Origin of the sequence: Marinovum sp., assembly GCF_048263515.1 — a bacterium.
In the GTDB taxonomy this organism is placed as follows: Bacteria; Pseudomonadota; Alphaproteobacteria; order Rhodobacterales; family Rhodobacteraceae; genus Marinovum.
Genome location: NZ_JBLXEC010000017.1, coordinates 63887 through 77789, shown reverse-complemented (window position 1 = coordinate 77789; position 13903 = coordinate 63887). Strand labels below are relative to the sequence as shown.

At 65.9% G+C, this 13903-nt stretch carries 14 protein-coding genes; 5 read left to right on the top strand and 9 right to left on the bottom strand.

Annotation, left to right across the window (positions count from 1 at the left end):
• Positions 1-88: 88 nt before the first annotated feature.
• Together ACN0SE_RS15335 and ACN0SE_RS15330 are read right to left on the bottom strand one after the other, a co-directional pair.
• The gene (locus ACN0SE_RS15335; RefSeq protein WP_323765941.1) at positions 89-211 is read right to left on the bottom strand and encodes a hypothetical protein; all 123 of its coding nucleotides are present in this window, start codon (positions 209-211) and stop codon (positions 89-91) included.
• Positions 212-683: 472 nt separating this feature from the next.
• A complete protein-coding gene (locus ACN0SE_RS15330) occupies positions 684-2111 on the bottom strand; it encodes an aldehyde dehydrogenase family protein (RefSeq protein WP_417525406.1) in 1428 nt (475 codons plus the stop codon).
• A 121-nt stretch (positions 2112-2232) separates the two neighbouring features.
• Between ACN0SE_RS15330 and ACN0SE_RS15325 the strand changes: the two genes are divergently transcribed.
• From ACN0SE_RS15325 to ACN0SE_RS15315, 3 genes are all read left to right on the top strand, one after another.
• Complete coding sequence (locus ACN0SE_RS15325; protein WP_417525405.1) at positions 2233-2886, top strand: peroxiredoxin; 654 nt, start codon at positions 2233-2235, stop codon at positions 2884-2886.
• Positions 2887-3052: 166 nt separating this feature from the next.
• Complete coding sequence (locus tag ACN0SE_RS15320) at positions 3053-4096, top strand: succinylglutamate desuccinylase/aspartoacylase family protein (protein ID WP_417525404.1); 1044 nt, start codon at positions 3053-3055, stop codon at positions 4094-4096.
• A gap of 92 nt (positions 4097-4188) precedes the next feature.
• Positions 4189-4974: a TIGR00266 family protein gene (locus ACN0SE_RS15315; RefSeq protein WP_417525403.1), complete on the top strand. Its 786-nt coding sequence runs from the start codon at positions 4189-4191 to the stop codon at positions 4972-4974.
• A gap of 387 nt (positions 4975-5361) precedes the next feature.
• Here ACN0SE_RS15315 and pnp read toward each other — a convergent pair whose 3' ends face one another.
• A complete protein-coding gene (gene pnp, locus ACN0SE_RS15310) occupies positions 5362-7494 on the bottom strand; it encodes a polyribonucleotide nucleotidyltransferase (protein ID WP_417525402.1) in 2133 nt (710 codons plus the stop codon).
• A 353-nt stretch (positions 7495-7847) separates the two neighbouring features.
• On the opposite strand from pnp, the gene ACN0SE_RS15305 reads away from it, so the two are divergent.
• Positions 7848-8693 carry a PilZ domain-containing protein gene (locus ACN0SE_RS15305; protein WP_417525401.1) on the top strand — a complete coding sequence of 282 codons (846 nt, stop codon included), beginning with the start codon at positions 7848-7850 and terminating at the stop codon, positions 8691-8693.
• Positions 8694-8778: 85 nt separating this feature from the next.
• Here ACN0SE_RS15305 and rpsO read toward each other — a convergent pair whose 3' ends face one another.
• The 4 genes from rpsO to truB form a co-directional block, all read right to left on the bottom strand.
• Positions 8779-9048: a 30S ribosomal protein S15 gene (gene rpsO, locus ACN0SE_RS15300; protein WP_417525400.1), complete on the bottom strand. Its 270-nt coding sequence runs from the start codon at positions 9046-9048 to the stop codon at positions 8779-8781.
• 151 nt (positions 9049-9199) lie between these two features.
• Positions 9200-10210, bottom strand: a complete 1011-nt coding sequence (locus ACN0SE_RS15295) for a calcium-binding protein (RefSeq protein ID WP_417525399.1) — start codon at positions 10208-10210, stop codon at positions 9200-9202.
• Positions 10211-10301: 91 nt separating this feature from the next.
• Positions 10302-10823 carry a DUF1643 domain-containing protein gene (locus tag ACN0SE_RS15290; RefSeq protein WP_417525398.1) on the bottom strand — a complete coding sequence of 174 codons (522 nt, stop codon included), beginning with the start codon at positions 10821-10823 and terminating at the stop codon, positions 10302-10304.
• On the bottom strand, positions 10823-11740 hold the full coding sequence (gene truB, locus ACN0SE_RS15285) for a tRNA pseudouridine(55) synthase TruB (RefSeq protein ID WP_417525397.1): 918 nt from the start codon (positions 11738-11740) through the stop codon (positions 10823-10825). The genes ACN0SE_RS15290 and truB overlap by 1 nt, the downstream gene beginning before the upstream one ends.
• Before the next feature lie 137 nt (positions 11741-11877).
• Here truB and ACN0SE_RS15280 point away from each other — a divergent pair, with 137 nt between their 5' ends.
• Complete coding sequence (locus tag ACN0SE_RS15280; protein ID WP_417525396.1) at positions 11878-12690, top strand: class I SAM-dependent methyltransferase; 813 nt, start codon at positions 11878-11880, stop codon at positions 12688-12690.
• 3 nt (positions 12691-12693) lie between these two features.
• Here the strand turns inward: ACN0SE_RS15280 and ACN0SE_RS15275 are convergent, their stop codons facing one another.
• Together ACN0SE_RS15275 and rbfA are read right to left on the bottom strand one after the other, a co-directional pair.
• Positions 12694-13431 carry a phosphodiester glycosidase family protein gene (locus ACN0SE_RS15275; RefSeq protein ID WP_417525395.1) on the bottom strand — a complete coding sequence of 246 codons (738 nt, stop codon included), beginning with the start codon at positions 13429-13431 and terminating at the stop codon, positions 12694-12696.
• Positions 13431-13826, bottom strand: coding sequence for a 30S ribosome-binding factor RbfA (gene rbfA / locus ACN0SE_RS15270; RefSeq protein WP_417525394.1), 396 nt, complete (start codon positions 13824-13826; stop codon positions 13431-13433). The genes ACN0SE_RS15275 and rbfA overlap by 1 nt, the downstream gene beginning before the upstream one ends.
• Positions 13827-13903: the final 77 nt, after the last annotated feature.

Here is a 13903-nt window from a genome sequence, read left to right as displayed (position 1 = left end):
CAACGCCGTGAGGTCCCGGGTCAGGCCCGGGACGGCGGTCTGCGGTTGAAGCCCGAAGGCGCAGGGGGTAGACAGGTCGCGGCTGACCTCAGGTCATCGCCATCCCGGTGGCCACCATGGTGGCCAGAAGGACGCCATAGACGATGAACACGGCCGGCAGGGTGCCGGCGCGGCTGCGCGCATCGCGGATGATTTCGTCACGTGTCATCATTGGTCCACTCCTCGGGGGTTGAGCGGTTGGCATCCAATGGCGCTTGGCCATGAATCGCAGGTAGGCGATGCATCCGAGTCGGACAAGCGCAGTTTGTTGAATCTCAATGTGAAATTTGCATACCCGGATTGCGTTTTGCGCATACCGGGGTGGGGTGTGACGCTTCCGGAATAGTTCGGTCGCAAACAGGCGTCGACAGCCTGTCAGACGCGAAACGGGCCATGGCCGATCTGTTGCAAAGCCCCGGCCAAATGCCACGGTGCGGAATCAAGGCCGCAGGCCGCCGCACCATCGCCGACCCGCCCCCCGGGGCGGCGATTTGGCTGCCTTGAGCGCACCGATCAGATCATCTTCGGATTTGGCTGAGATAAACCGCCGCCGAACCGAAGTCGGATCGCCACCCCACGGGTCGGCGATGGTGCGGCTTGCGCCCGTATCAAAAAAGGCGGCGGTTTTCACCGCCGCCCCCGGTTCACTCGGCGGCCCAGCCGGACACCGCCTTGACCTCGAGAAACTCGTCCAGCCCGTGCTTTCCGCCTTCGCGGCCGTTGCCGGACTGCTTGTAGCCGCCAAACGGCGAGCCCTGGGCAAAGCCCTGACCGTTGGTCTCGATCATCCCGGCGCGCAGCCGCCGTGCCACCCGGCGACGTTTCTCGTCGTCCTCGGTCTGCACGTAGTCCGCCAGCCCGTAGGGCGTGTCATTGGCAATCGCCACCGCCTCTTCCTCGCTGTCGAAGGGCAGGATCGACAGCACCGGGCCGAAGATCTCTTCCCGCGCGATGGTCATGTCATTGGTCACATCGGCAAAGACCGTCGGCCGCACGAAATAGCCGCGGTTCAGCCCCTCGGGCCGCCCCGGGCCGCCGGCGACCAGCCGCGCCTCCTGCATGCCGGTCTCGATCAGCTTCTGGATCTTCTCGAACTGCACCTCCGACACCACGGGGCCTATGAACTTGCCGGGCTCCGAGGCCGGTCCGACGCGGGTGGCTTCGGCCACCCCGGCGGCGATCTCCACCGCCTGGTCATAGCGCGAGCGTTCCACCAGCATCCGGGTCGGCGCGTTGCAGGACTGGCCCGAGTTGGCAAAGCAATGCCGCGCGCCGCGCTTGACCGCGTCTTCGTCGGAATCGGCAAAGATGATGTTGGCGCCCTTGCCACCCAGCTCCAGCGACACCCGCTTCAGGCTGTCTGCCGCCGCCTTGGAAATCGCGATGCCGGCGCGGGTCGAGCCGGTAAAGGAGATCATGTCGACATCCGGGTGCACCGAAAGCTGCGTGCCGACGCCGGGGCCGTCACCGTTGACCAGATTGAACACCCCCTTGGGGAAGCCCGCCTCGTCGACGAACTCGGCAAAGAGCAGCGACGACAGCGGCGCCACCTCGGACGGTTTCAGCACCACGGTGCAGCCCGCGGCCAGCGCCGGAAAGACCTTGAGCACCACCTGGTTCATCGGCCAGTTCCAGGGCGTGATCAGCCCGCAGACGCCGATCGGCTCTTTCAGGTGCTTCTCGGTGGCGGTGAAATCGCTCTCGAAGCTGAAGCCCTCGAGCGCCTTGAAGAAACCGCTCATGTGCCAGGTGCCGGCGCCGACCTGGTTGGCATTGGCATAGTCGATGGGCGCGCCCATCTCCTTGCTGATGGCTGCGCCCATCTCCTTGGCGCGGGCCTTGTAGACGTCGTAGAGCTTGCGCAGCAGCGCCACCCGGTCGTCGAGCGGGGTCGCGGCCCAGCCGTCGAACGCGGCGCGGGCGGCGGCGACAGCGGCATCGGTATCCGCCTGATCACCGAGCGAGATCACCGCGCAGGGCTCTTCGGTGGACGGGTCGATGACGTGAAGATCCTTCGGTGCGGCGGGGTCCACCCAGGCACCGTCAATGTAGAACTGGCGTTTCTCGATCATTGGTTGACCTCCCTTGGATTAGCGGCACTGTGTCACCACATCAGTACGGTCACAAGAGACCGCAATCATAATTTGATCAAATTATCCGGCGCTGCCGGAGCGTCAAACCGAAGGAGCTGTCATGGGACTGCGCATCAACGATACCGTGCCGAATTTCACCGCCGAGACCGACCAGGGAACCATCACCTTTCACGACTGGATCGGTGACAGCTGGGCGATCCTGTTCTCGCACCCGAAGGATTTCACGCCGGTCTGCACCACCGAGTTCGGCGCCGTGGCGCAGCTCTCGGACGAGTGGGAAAAGCGCGGCACCAAGGTGATCGGCATCTCGGTCGACGGCGTCGAAGAGCACAAGGGCTGGAAGAAGGACATCGAACTGGTCGCCGGCACCAAGGCCGGTTTCCCGATCATTGCCGACAACGGCCTCGCGGTCTCCAAGGCCTTCGACATGCTGCCGGCCGAGTTCTACCTGCCCGAGAACGCCACCCCGAATGACAGCGCCACCGTGCGCGTGGTCTATATCATCGGGCCGGACAAGAAGCTGAAGCTGTCGATGACCTATCCGATGAACGTCGGCCGCAACTTCGCCGAGGTGCTGCGCGCGCTCGACGGGTTGCAGACCGCCGCCAAGCATGGCGTCGCCACCCCGGCAAACTGGCAGGTGGGCCAGGACGTGATCATCCCGACCGCGGTCAACGACGAGGCCGCCAAGGAGAAATTCGGCGAGTTCGAGACCGTGCTGCCCTATCTGCGCAAGACCAAGGCGCCGAGCTGATCCTGCGCTGATCTCGGGCCCGACAGACCCCCGAAGCCCGGCTTCGGGGGTTTTTTGTGGCCTCGCTGCGGCGGTTGCCGCTGCCGTGCGGCCAATCCGACCGCCGCAATGGACAAGCCCGCCGGTTTTTCCTATCGCCGAAAGACAGCAGCGGCGGAGGGCGATCATGACCAGGCGCGAAGCATTCGAAATCGGCGGCACGCGGATTGAACCGGGCAGCGAGGGGATCGTCGAACTGCCAGTCAGCCAGATGCCCGATCACACGCCGGTCACCATGCCGGTGCATGTCTTTCACGGCAAGCGCCCGGGCCCGGTGGTCTTTGTCTCGGCGGCGATCCACGGCGACGAGGTGATCGGCGTCGAGGTGGTGCGCCGCCTGCTGCGCGCCAAGCCGATCGAGCGGCTGGCGGGCACGCTCCTGGCGGTGCCGATCGTCAACTCCTTCGGCTTCATCAACCATTCGCGCTATCTGCCGGACCGCCGCGATCTCAACCGCTGTTTCCCGGGCCATCCCTCGGGCTCGCTGGCGGCGCGGCTGGCGCATATCTTCATGACCGAGATCGTCGCCCGCTCCGACTTGGGCATTGACCTCCATTCCGCCGCCATCCGCCGCGAGAACCTGCCGCAGATCCGTCTGACCCCCGGCAACCCGCGGCTGGCCAAGCTGGGTCAGGCCTTCGGCGCGCCGGTGATGCTGCAATCCAAGCTGCGCGACGGCTCTCTGCGCCATGCCGCCGAAGAGGTGGGCTGCGACATCCTGCTGTACGAGGCGGGCGAGGGGCTGCGCTTTGACGAATATGCCGCCCGCGCAGGCCTGTCGGGCATCCTGCGGGTGATGCATCACCTCGGCATGATCGGGTCTCGCGGCGTGCCGCAGGTCAAGACACCGCCGCTGCTGTCGGAGCGGTCAAGTTGGCAGCGCGCGCCCTTGGGCGGGTTGCTGCGGACCTATCGCACCATCGGCGATTACGTCACCGAGGGCGAGGTGCTGGGCGTGGTGGCCGACCCCACCGGCGATGTCGAAGAAGAGGTGCTGAGCGAGATCGAGGGCATCATCATCGGCCGCACCAATATGCCGGTGGTCAACGAGGGCGACGCGCTGTTCCATATTGCGCTCACGCCGTCGACCAAGGTGGCCGAGGCGGTGGTCGACGGCATGTCGCACCAGCGCGAAGCGGCGCCACTGTTTGACGAGGACGAGATTATCTAGGCGGCCGGGCAAAGGGCGGGAATACCGGGCTTTTCGTTGGCCGTGCCTCGGGTCTAGGATCGGGGCAGGGGACTCATGAAAGGACCTGGGCCATGCAGTGCCACGAGGTTGACTACGAGGTTTTCGGCGACGACATGCAGATCGTCGAGGTCGAGCTCGACCCCGGCGAAACGGTGATCGCCGAGGCCGGTGCGATGAATTACATGGAAGACGGCATCACCTTCGAGAGCCGGATGGGCGACGGATCGACGCCCACAAGCGGGGTGATGGGCGCGCTGATGAACGTCGGCAAGCGGGTGCTGACCGGCGAATCGATCTTTCTCACGCATTTCACCAACAAGGGGCAGGGCAAGCGCCGGGTGGCCTTTGCCGCGCCTTACCCTGGGCGGATCGTGCCGATGGACATGGCGCAGCTGGGTGGCGAGGTGATCTGCCAGAAGGACGCCTTTCTCTGCGCGGCCTTCGGCACCCGCACCGACATCGCCTTTCAGAAGAAGCTAGGCGTCGGGTTCTTCGGCGGCGAGGGCTTCATCCTGCAGCGGCTGACCGGCGATGGCATGGCCTTTGTCCACGCAGGCGGCACCCTGATCCGCCGCGATCTGCAGGCGGGTGAGGTGCTGCGCGTGGACACCGGCTGCATCGCCGCCTTCACCGCCGGTGTGGACTATTCGATCGAGCGGGCGGGAAACCTGAAGTCGATGGTCTTTGGCGGCGAGGGGCTGTTTCTGGCCACCTTGCGGGGGCCGGGCACGGTGTTCCTGCAGAGCCTGCCGTTCTCGCGCCTGGCAGACCGGGTGCTGCAGGCGGGCGGGATCGGCGGCAACAAGGGCGAAGGCTCGGTTCTCGGCGGGCTGGGTGACATGTTCGGGGATCGTTGAGCGGCTGCTGAGCCGCGCCATCGCCGACCTGCGGGGTGGCGATGCGACCTTCGTTCGGCAGCGCTTTATCCCAGCCAAATCCGGAAGACCTCCGAGCGATGCGCCTACCTAAACCAATCGCCGCCCCGGGGGGCGGGTCGGCGATGGCGCGGCGGCCTGCGGCCTTGATTCCGCGCCGGGGAAGTTGCTCCTCCGTTTCGGCTTAGTGGCGACACGAGTCTCCAAGGCCCATCGCGTCCCGGACTTGATCCGGGACCTCGTCCCCGCCCCCAGCCCATGAGGTCCCGGATCAAGTCCGGGACTGCGGCGCGCGAAACCCTACACACCACAAAAGCAAAAAGCCCCGGCGTCTCCGCCGGGGCTTTCCTTGTCCAAAAGACAGTCGGATTACTCCGCGTCTTCCTCTTTCTTCGCCGGCTCGCCGGTCTCCTGATCGACGACCTTCATCGACAGGCGCACCTTGCCGCGATCGTCGAAGCCCAGCAGCTTGACCCAGACTTCCTGGCCTTCCTTCAGCACATCCGACGGATGGTTCAGGCGGCGGTTCTCGATCTGGGACACGTGCACCAGACCGTCACGCTTGCCGAAGAAGTTCACGAAGGCGCCGAAGTCGACGATCTTCACGACCTTGCCCTTGTAGATCTTGCCTTCCTCGGGCTCGGCCACGATCGAATGGATCATGTCATATGCGCGCTGGATGGCTTCACCGTCCGGCGAGGCGATCTTGATGATGCCGTCGTCGTTGATGTCGACCTTGGCACCCGACTGCTCGACGATCTCGCGGATCACCTTGCCGCCGGAGCCGATCACTTCCCGGATCTTGTCGGTCGGGATCTGCATGGTCTCGATGCGCGGCGCGTGGATCGAGAATTCCGCAGCGCCGGTCAGCGCCTTGTTCATCTCACCCAGGATGTGCAGACGACCGTCCTTGGCCTGGGCCAGGGCGTTCTTCATGATTTCCGGCGTGATGCCGGCAACCTTGATGTCCATCTGCAGCGAGGTGATGCCGTTCTCGGTACCCGCCACCTTGAAGTCCATGTCGCCGAGGTGATCCTCGTCGCCGAGGATGTCGGTCAGGATGGCATAATCGCCGTCATCTTCCAAGATCAGGCCCATGGCCACACCGGCAACCGCCGATTTCAGCGGAACGCCCGCGTCCATCATCGACAGCGAGCCGCCGCAGACGGATGCCATCGAGGAGGAGCCGTTCGATTCGGTGATCTCGGACACCACGCGAATGGTGTAGGGGAAGTCGGTCGGCGCCGGCAGAACCGCCTGCAACGCGCGCCATGCCAGTTTGCCGTGACCGATCTCACGACGGCCCGGAGGGCCCACGCGACCGGCTTCGCCAACCGAGTACGGCGGGAAGTTGTAGTGCAGCAGGAAGTTCGATTTGAAGTTGCCGTGCAGCGCGTCGATGAACTGTTCGTCATCGCCGGTGCCGAGCGTCGTCACCACGAGACCCTGGGTCTCGCCACGGGTGAACAGCGCCGACCCGTGGGTCCGCGGCAGCAGGCCTGTTTCGCATTCGATCGGGCGGACGGTGGTGGTGTCACGGCCGTCGATGCGCTTGCCACCCTTGACCACGTCGCCACGCAGGATCGAGGCTTCGAGCTTCTTCATCGCCGCGCCGAGGTTGGAATCCTCGAGCTGCTCTTCGGTCAGCTTTTCCTTGATCGCGGTGCGGGCGGCGGAAACCGCTGCGGTGCGCTCCTGCTTGTCGGTGATGGCAAAGGCTGCGCGCATCTGCTCTTCACCGGCGGCTTTGACCGCGTTGTAGAGCTCGGAGTAATCCGGCGGCTGGAAATCGAAGGGCTCTTTCGCCGCTTCTTCGGCCAGCGACACGATCAGGTCGATCACCGGCTGGATCTGCTCGTGCGCAAAGGTCACCGCGCCGAGCATTTCCTCTTCGGTCAGCTCGTAGGCTTCCGATTCGACCATCATCACGGCGTCCTTGGTGCCGGCGACGACAAGGTCGAGACGCTGTTCGGGGTTGAGGCGCAGGTCATGCATGTCCTCGACCTCGGGGTTGAGGATGTATTCGCCATCCACGTAACCCACGCGGCAGCCGGCGATCGGGCCCATGAAGGGCGCGCCGGAAATCGTCAGCGCGGCCGAGGCGGCGATCATAGCGACGATGTCGGGGTCGTTGACCAGATCGTGGCTGAGCACGGTGCACATCACCAGCACTTCATGCTTGAAGCCGTCGACGAACAGCGGGCGGATCGGGCGGTCGATCAGGCGTGCGGTCAGCGTCTCTTTTTCGGTCGGACGCGCCTCGCGCTTGAAAAAGCCGCCGGGGACCTTGCCGGCAGCGTAGTATTTTTCCTGGTAATGCACGGTCAGGGGGAAGAAATCCTGACCCGGCTTCGGCTCCTTGGCGAAGGTCACGTTGGCCATGACCGAGGTCTCGCCCAGCGTGGCGATGACCGAGCCGTCGGCCTGACGGGCGACCTTGCCGGTTTCCAGTGTGAGCGTCTCTTCGCCCCACTGCATGCTTTTCTTCGAAATGTTGAACATCATCGTATCCTGTATGGGGCACTCCCGGGCGTATCCCGGGTCCCCGTTTGAATGGCGGCCCCATTGCCGCCGACCCCTGTCATCATTCCATGCGCCGGGGTCCCTGCGTCACGTCTCAGATGGCCGGGGACATACAGGGTTTCTGGTCACATTGGAAGACGGCATGTGGATAACGCCCCGTTCCCGGCCGCCGCTTGCCTGTCGGGCTTAAGCCTTTCGTAAAGCCACGGTGCTAGGACTTGGAGGACCTCACCGCAAAGGGGGGCGGGCGGCCCGGCAAGGATTGGCCGCCGGTCGCCGGCGTGCCATCCGGCGACAGGGTTCACAGGGGCGATACGGGGCTGACAGGGCGCATGTCCGATTTCAAGATCACACTCGCCGCCGGCGCTTTGCTGGCCTCCTCCACCGCGGTTCAGGCCGCCGAGGACAGTTGCCGCTTCGAGGAATGGCTGCTGCGCATGGCCTATCAGACCGAGACCGTGGTCGCCGATTTCGCGGCGGGGGGCAGGTCGCGCCACCAGACCAGCTTTGCCACAACGCTCAAGGCGATCGAGGGGCCGGGATTGCGCCGCGCCATGGTGCAGGACGGTTACGAGGATTACGAAACGCTGGTCGGCCAGCATGTGGCAACGGCCCGGGCGCTCTTGGGCGGCACGACGCGGGGCAGTACGCGGGCGGAACAGGTGCGGGCCTTGACCGCCAGCACCGCGCAACTGCTGGCGGCGGTCACCCGCATCGACTGTGCCTCTCGCAACGCGCAGCAGGCCCGCGCCGCAGCGCTCGATGGCAGCAAGACCGCCGGCGCCAGCGGCGGCAACGGCATGCGGCTGAGCATTGACTGGTCGGTGATGCTGGCGCTTCTGCTGGGCGTCGGGGTGCTGGCCGGGCTCTTGCTCGCCGAGCGCTGGACCCGGTTCCGCAAGCGCAACGACCAGCGCTTTGTCTGCGACATCCCCTGTCAGGTCACCCAGAAGGGCGCCACCCGCGACAGCCGCATCGTCGACATCAGCGCCGCCGGTGCCAAGCTGCAGATCGGGCTCGAGGGCAATTCCGAGCAGGTCGACATCAAGGCCGCTGGGTTCGAGACCGCCGGGCGGGTGGTCTGGGCCAACAGCCACTACTGCGGCGTGATCTTTGACCGGCCGCTGTCACAGGGCGTGCTGCAAGAGGCCGTGGCGGGGCGGGTTGCCGTGGCCTGAGCGGCTGACAGACCGGGTCGGTAAACGAAAAACGCCCGCCGGTTTGCACTGGCGGGCGCTTCGGGTCCTTGCGGAGCCTGAAACCTTAGCGGCGAATCTCGAGGCGCTTGATCAGGTCCTGATACCGCGCTTCTTCCTTGCCTTTGAGGTAGTCGAGCAGTTTCCGGCGCTGTGCGACGAGCTTCAGGAGACCACGACGGGAGTGGTTGTCCTTCTTGTGGGTCTTGAAGTGCTCGGTCAGCGTGCGGATGCGCGAGGTGAGGATGGCCACCTGAACTTCGGGCGAACCGGTGTCGCCTTCTTTCGTGGCGAATTCCTTCATCACACGGCTTTTTTCTTCCACAGTAATCGACATCGGGGTCTCCTTTCGGAAATCTGAGGGTTATGGCGCAAGCCGGGATGTCGTCCAGCAGGGCCCGTGGAGATGGCAGCGCGACCGAAAGGCCGGGCCAAGAGCGCCCTATAGGGCAATTTCGTCGTTTTGGAAAGAGGCCGCGTCGGGCGGCCTATGCGGCAGGGGGAAGCACCTGCCAGGAGGCCGCCTCGGCCTCGGTCACCAGCAGGATATCGGCCATGGTCATGCCCTCGGCGCCGCGCAGCAGGGCCACTTCCTCGCCATCGACGGTCATGTGCAGCAGGTCGGGGTCCTCGGCGTCCGGCAGCAGTTCGACATCGACGCCAAAGCCCGGATCCTCGGCAATTACCAGGATCTGATCCTCGCCGGGGGAAAAGTCGATCACCGTGACCGGCCCGCCGCTGGTGTCGCCCAGAACGATGTCATCCGCGCCTTCGCCACCGGTGACGATATCGCCGCCATCGGCCAGGATGGTGTCATCGCCGGCGTTGCCGTTGAGGTAATCGACCCCGTCCCCGTGGCCGCCGTGACCGTCGAGCAGGTCATTGCCCTGGCCGCCGAAGAGCGAATCGCCGCCCAGCCCGCCCGACAGACTGTCGTCGTCATGCCCGCCCAGCAGCCCGTCATCGCCGGCGCCGCCGTAGAGCGTGTCCTCGCCCATGCCGTCGGTCAGCAGGTCGTCACCCGCGCCGCCTTGCAGCAGGTCTCCGCCGACATGGCCAAAAAGCTCGTCATTGCCGGCATCGCCGGACAGGCTGTCATTGCCCGCCTCGCCATGCAGTGTGTCGTCATCCTCGCCGCCGGACAGCGTGTCATCCCCGTCGCCGCCCCAGATCCAGTCTTCACCGGCCTCGCCCATCAGCAGATCGTCGCCGCCCTGGCCGTCGATCGCATCGCTTCCGGCACCGCCGGAAATCACCGAAGGCCCATTGCCCCCGGCGAGGGTGTCATTGTCGTCGCTGCCGACGAGTTCCGACTCATCCGCGTCACCGACCTCCGGCTCTTCCGCCGGCTCGATCATGCCGGTTGTTCCGAGCTCGTCCTCGGTCAGCTCGGCCGCCCGTGCGGGACCGGCCGCGTCATCGTCATCTTCGCCACCTGATCCGATCATCATGACCGAACCCATGGCCGCCATGCCCAGCAGGCCTGCGATCAGCAACATGGTAACTCACCCTCTTTCCCGGGGTCAGTATCCCGCGACAGGGCAGTTCGGGCAAACCAATTCGAGGTAAATGGTTAACGGAAACAGGTGTTTACCTGCCATTAACCACAAAATGCCGTGGTTTCTGGGCGTAGGAGACATAAAGCGGATGCCGTGGCAGCCCGTGCCGGGTGAGCCCGAGGGTAAAGAGTTTTGCCTGCGCCCGCGCCAGCAGCGCCAGCGCCTCGGTGTCGCGGGCGCGGTGGGCGCCGTGCACGCCCCAGGCCGCCAGCACCATGTCGGCCTCGTCGCAGGCGCGGCTCAGAAAGGTGTCGTTCTCGGGCCCTATGGGCGCCTCGGCGGCGCGCAGATCCTCGGGCGCTGTGGCGCGAAAGGCAAAGAGATTGACCACGTCGAGCGCGCCATAGCCCAGCAGCCGCGCACGTTTCTCGCAGCGCGCGATGGTCGGATCGTTGACCTTTTCGCTGGCGGTCGAGGGGTTGAGCATGACAAAGGCCAGCCGCCCCGCCGACTCATCCCAGACCCGGGTCAGGCGATAGCGGTAGAGCCCGCAATCGCTGTAGATCGCCTCCGAGCGGCACTCGGGCGTGTCATGTGTCCGGGTGACGAGCATCAGCCCTGGTCGAGAACGAAGACGCGCGAGGGTTGCAGCTTGCCGCCGCGATATTCACCGACCGCCACCGGCGTGCCCTGGTGGCTGACCCAGGCGGTCTCACCAAAGTCGACATCGCCGCCGCCGGTCACCTCGGCCGGGTTGCCGTTGCGCAGACGGGTCGCCGCCTCGACACCGCAGTGCAGCTCTGGCAGCTCGCCCAGACCGGTCTCGAGCGGCAGCAGCAGCGCGTCGAGCTCTGGCGTCTGCGCCAGTTCCTCAACCCGCGCCAGCGTCACCGCGTTGTCGAGGTCGAAGGGCCCCGACCAGACCCGCCGCAGGGTGACCACATGACCGAGACAGCCCAGAGCCCGACCGAGATCGCGGGCGATCGAGCGGACGTAACCGCCCTTGCCGCAGGTCATTTCCAGAACCGCGGTATCGGCATCGGGCCGGTCGACCAGCAGCAGTTCCTCGACCCAGAGGGGCCGCGCGGCGATCTCGACATCCTCGCCGTCGCGGGCCAGCTTGTAGGCACGTTCGCCGTCGATCTTGACCGCCGAGAACTGCGGCGGCACCTGCTGGATGTCGCCGACGAACTGGCCGAGCGCGGCCTTGATCTCGTCGTCACTGGGGCGCAGGTCGGAGGTCTCGATCACCTCGCCCTCGGCGTCGTCGGTGTTGGTGGCCGCGCCCCAGCGCACGGTGAACTCATAGGCCTTCATCGCATCGGTCACGTATGGCACCGTCTTGGTCGCCTCGCCCAGCGCCACGGCCAAGAGGCCGGTCGCCTCGGGGTCGAGCGTGCCGGCATGGCCGGCCTTTTTCGCCTGGAACGCCCAGCGCACCTTGTTGACGACGGCGGTGCTGGTCGGCCCGGCGGGCTTGTCCACCACCAGCCAGCCCGAAATGTCGCGCCCCTTGCGTTTGCGTCCCATGATGTCCCCGCGATGTGATTGAAGCGCGGGGGATAGGAAACGCCGGCGCAGCCGTCAATAGGGGCCGAGAAAAACGGCGGGTCGCGGCTGATCTGTGGTAGACTGGAGACCTGCCTGACAGGAGGGGGGAGACTCCGATGGCGGAGAGCGACAAGGTCTTTGCCGGTTCGATCCCGGATGTCTATGACGCCTGTCTCGTGCCGCTGATCTTCGAGGCGCATGCAAGGGACATGGCGCGCCGCGTGGCGGCGCTGGCCCCGAATGACGTGCTGGAGACGGCCGCTGGCAGCGGCGTGGTGGCGCGGATGCTGGCGCCGCTGCTCAAGCCCGGCACGCGCTACGTGGTCTCCGACCTCAACCCGCCGATGCTGGCCCGCGCGGCGGCGCGACAGCCCGAGAGCACCGGTCTGCACTGGCAGCCGGCGGATGCGCTGCACCTGCCTTTCGGCGATGCCAGCTTTGACGTGGTCTGCTGTCAGTTCGGGGTGATGTTCTTTCCCGACAGGGCAATAGGCCATGCCGAGGCCCGGCGGGTGCTGCGGCCGGGCGGGCAGTATATCTTCAGCACCTGGGACGAGATCGCGCGCAACGGCTTTGCCGCCTGCGTGACCGAAGCGCTGGCCGAGGTCTTTGCCGAGGATCCGCCGCGCTTCATGGCCAGGGTGCCGCATGGCTATCACGACCCGGACGAAATCCGGGCCGACCTGAGACGGGCGGGTTTCGAAGACGTGGAGATCGAGACCATCGAGGGCGAGAGCCGCGCCCCCAGCGCCCGTGACGTGGCGCTGGCCTATTGTCAGGGCACGCCGCTCCGCTCCGAGATCGAGGCGCGGGGTCCGGCGCGGCTGGAAGAGGCGACGGCACGGGCCGAGGCGCTGGTCGCCCGGCGGTATGGCGAGGGAGAGGTGGTGGCGCCGATCCGTGGTCACGTGGTGACCGCGCGGCGCTAGGCCTCAGGCGTCAGGTTCGACGACGGCAATGATCGGCCCCATGGGAAAGCCCAGATCGCTGCGCCCGATGTCTGGCGCATGCAGCCGCGAGACATTGCCGTCGAGAAACAGCGCCTGCGGCGTGCCCAGCACGTCGCGGAAGAAGCTGGCGAATTCCCAGAAGGTCACGGTATTGTTGGAGATCACGAAATAGGCGGTGTCGCCGGTCTCGGAGGTGCCGACGCCGTTGCGGATGTAGCGCGAGGTGCCGTCGGGCAGAAAATCCGGGTGCAGCGCGCCGTCGATCACCAGCATCGGGCCGGATTGCGTGGCGTATCGGCATTCCGGCGTCTCGTCGAGGTACTTGCGGGTCTCGATCACGTCCGCCCGGCCTTCGCGCAGGCAGAGCACGCCATTGGGCAGCAGGCCGAAGTTGCCGGGGCCCTCGTTGGCGATCACCCGCATCTGCTCTTCGCCGTTCTCGATGTAATGGCCGACCGGCGCGCGGTCGTCATGGTACATGCCGCCATTGGTGGCAAAGCGCAGCTGCTTGCCCTCGGCCTGCACCGCGCGTTCGAGATTGGCGAAGGTGCCATAGGGCGCACCGGCCTCGTCGGCGCGGTAGAGCCGCAACTCCTCCTCGCCGGGCTTCACCTTGCAGACGGTGAACCGGTTGCCTTCGTGCCGCTCGTCCGAGCAGGTCACCGCCATGGCAGGCGCCGCCAGCCAGAGCAGCAGGGCTGTCAGTCCGCCACGCAGCATCATTCGTCCAGATCGCGCCGGACACTGTCCTGGGCAAACATCCGGCGGGTGTCTTCGAGCCGGTCGAAGGTGTCATCCAGCCGGAACCGCAGGTCGGGCGAAAACTTGATGGTCAGCTGCTTGTTGACCAGCCGGCGGATCTCGCCCTTGTTGCGGGCGAGCAGCGCCACCACATCCTCGCCGCCCTGGCCACCCAGCGGGCAGACATAGGCCGTGGCGATGCGCAGGTCGGGGGACATGCGCACCTCGCCCACGGTGATCGAGACGCGGTTGAGATCGGGGTCATGCACTTCGCCGCGCATCAGAAGCTCGGAGAGGGTGCGCCGGATCAGTTCGCCGACCCGAAGCTGGCGCTGCGAGGCGCCCTGACCGTCTGGTATGTTGTTCTTTGCCATCCTTCGCAGATACGCCTTCGCGCGGGCTTTGCCAAGACGGGCGGCAGGCGGTATGTGAAGCCAAACCGCAGGAGACA

Bases quoted from the DNA above. Each gene is read 5' to 3' on its own strand.
- ACN0SE_RS15335 (WP_323765941.1), bottom strand. From the start codon at position 211: ATGATGACACGTGACGAAATCATCCGCGATGCGCGCAGCCGCGCCGGC.
- ACN0SE_RS15330 (WP_417525406.1), bottom strand. From the start codon at position 2,111: ATGATCGAGAAACGCCAGTTCTACATTGACGGTGCCTGGGTGGACCCC.
- ACN0SE_RS15325 (WP_417525405.1), top strand. From the start codon at position 2,233: ATGGGACTGCGCATCAACGATACCGTGCCGAATTTCACCGCCGAGACC.
- ACN0SE_RS15320 (WP_417525404.1), top strand. From the start codon at position 3,053: ATGACCAGGCGCGAAGCATTCGAAATCGGCGGCACGCGGATTGAACCG.
- ACN0SE_RS15315 (WP_417525403.1), top strand. From the start codon at position 4,189: ATGCAGTGCCACGAGGTTGACTACGAGGTTTTCGGCGACGACATGCAG.
- pnp (WP_417525402.1), bottom strand. From the start codon at position 7,494: ATGTTCAACATTTCGAAGAAAAGCATGCAGTGGGGCGAAGAGACGCTC.
- ACN0SE_RS15305 (WP_417525401.1), top strand. From the start codon at position 7,848: ATGTCCGATTTCAAGATCACACTCGCCGCCGGCGCTTTGCTGGCCTCC.
- rpsO (WP_417525400.1), bottom strand. From the start codon at position 9,048: ATGTCGATTACTGTGGAAGAAAAAAGCCGTGTGATGAAGGAATTCGCC.
- ACN0SE_RS15295 (WP_417525399.1), bottom strand. From the start codon at position 10,210: ATGTTGCTGATCGCAGGCCTGCTGGGCATGGCGGCCATGGGTTCGGTC.
- ACN0SE_RS15290 (WP_417525398.1), bottom strand. From the start codon at position 10,823: ATGCTCGTCACCCGGACACATGACACGCCCGAGTGCCGCTCGGAGGCG.
- truB (WP_417525397.1), bottom strand. From the start codon at position 11,740: ATGGGACGCAAACGCAAGGGGCGCGACATTTCGGGCTGGCTGGTGGTG.
- ACN0SE_RS15280 (WP_417525396.1), top strand. From the start codon at position 11,878: ATGGCGGAGAGCGACAAGGTCTTTGCCGGTTCGATCCCGGATGTCTAT.
- ACN0SE_RS15275 (WP_417525395.1), bottom strand. From the start codon at position 13,431: ATGCTGCGTGGCGGACTGACAGCCCTGCTGCTCTGGCTGGCGGCGCCT.
- rbfA (WP_417525394.1), bottom strand. From the start codon at position 13,826: ATGGCAAAGAACAACATACCAGACGGTCAGGGCGCCTCGCAGCGCCAG.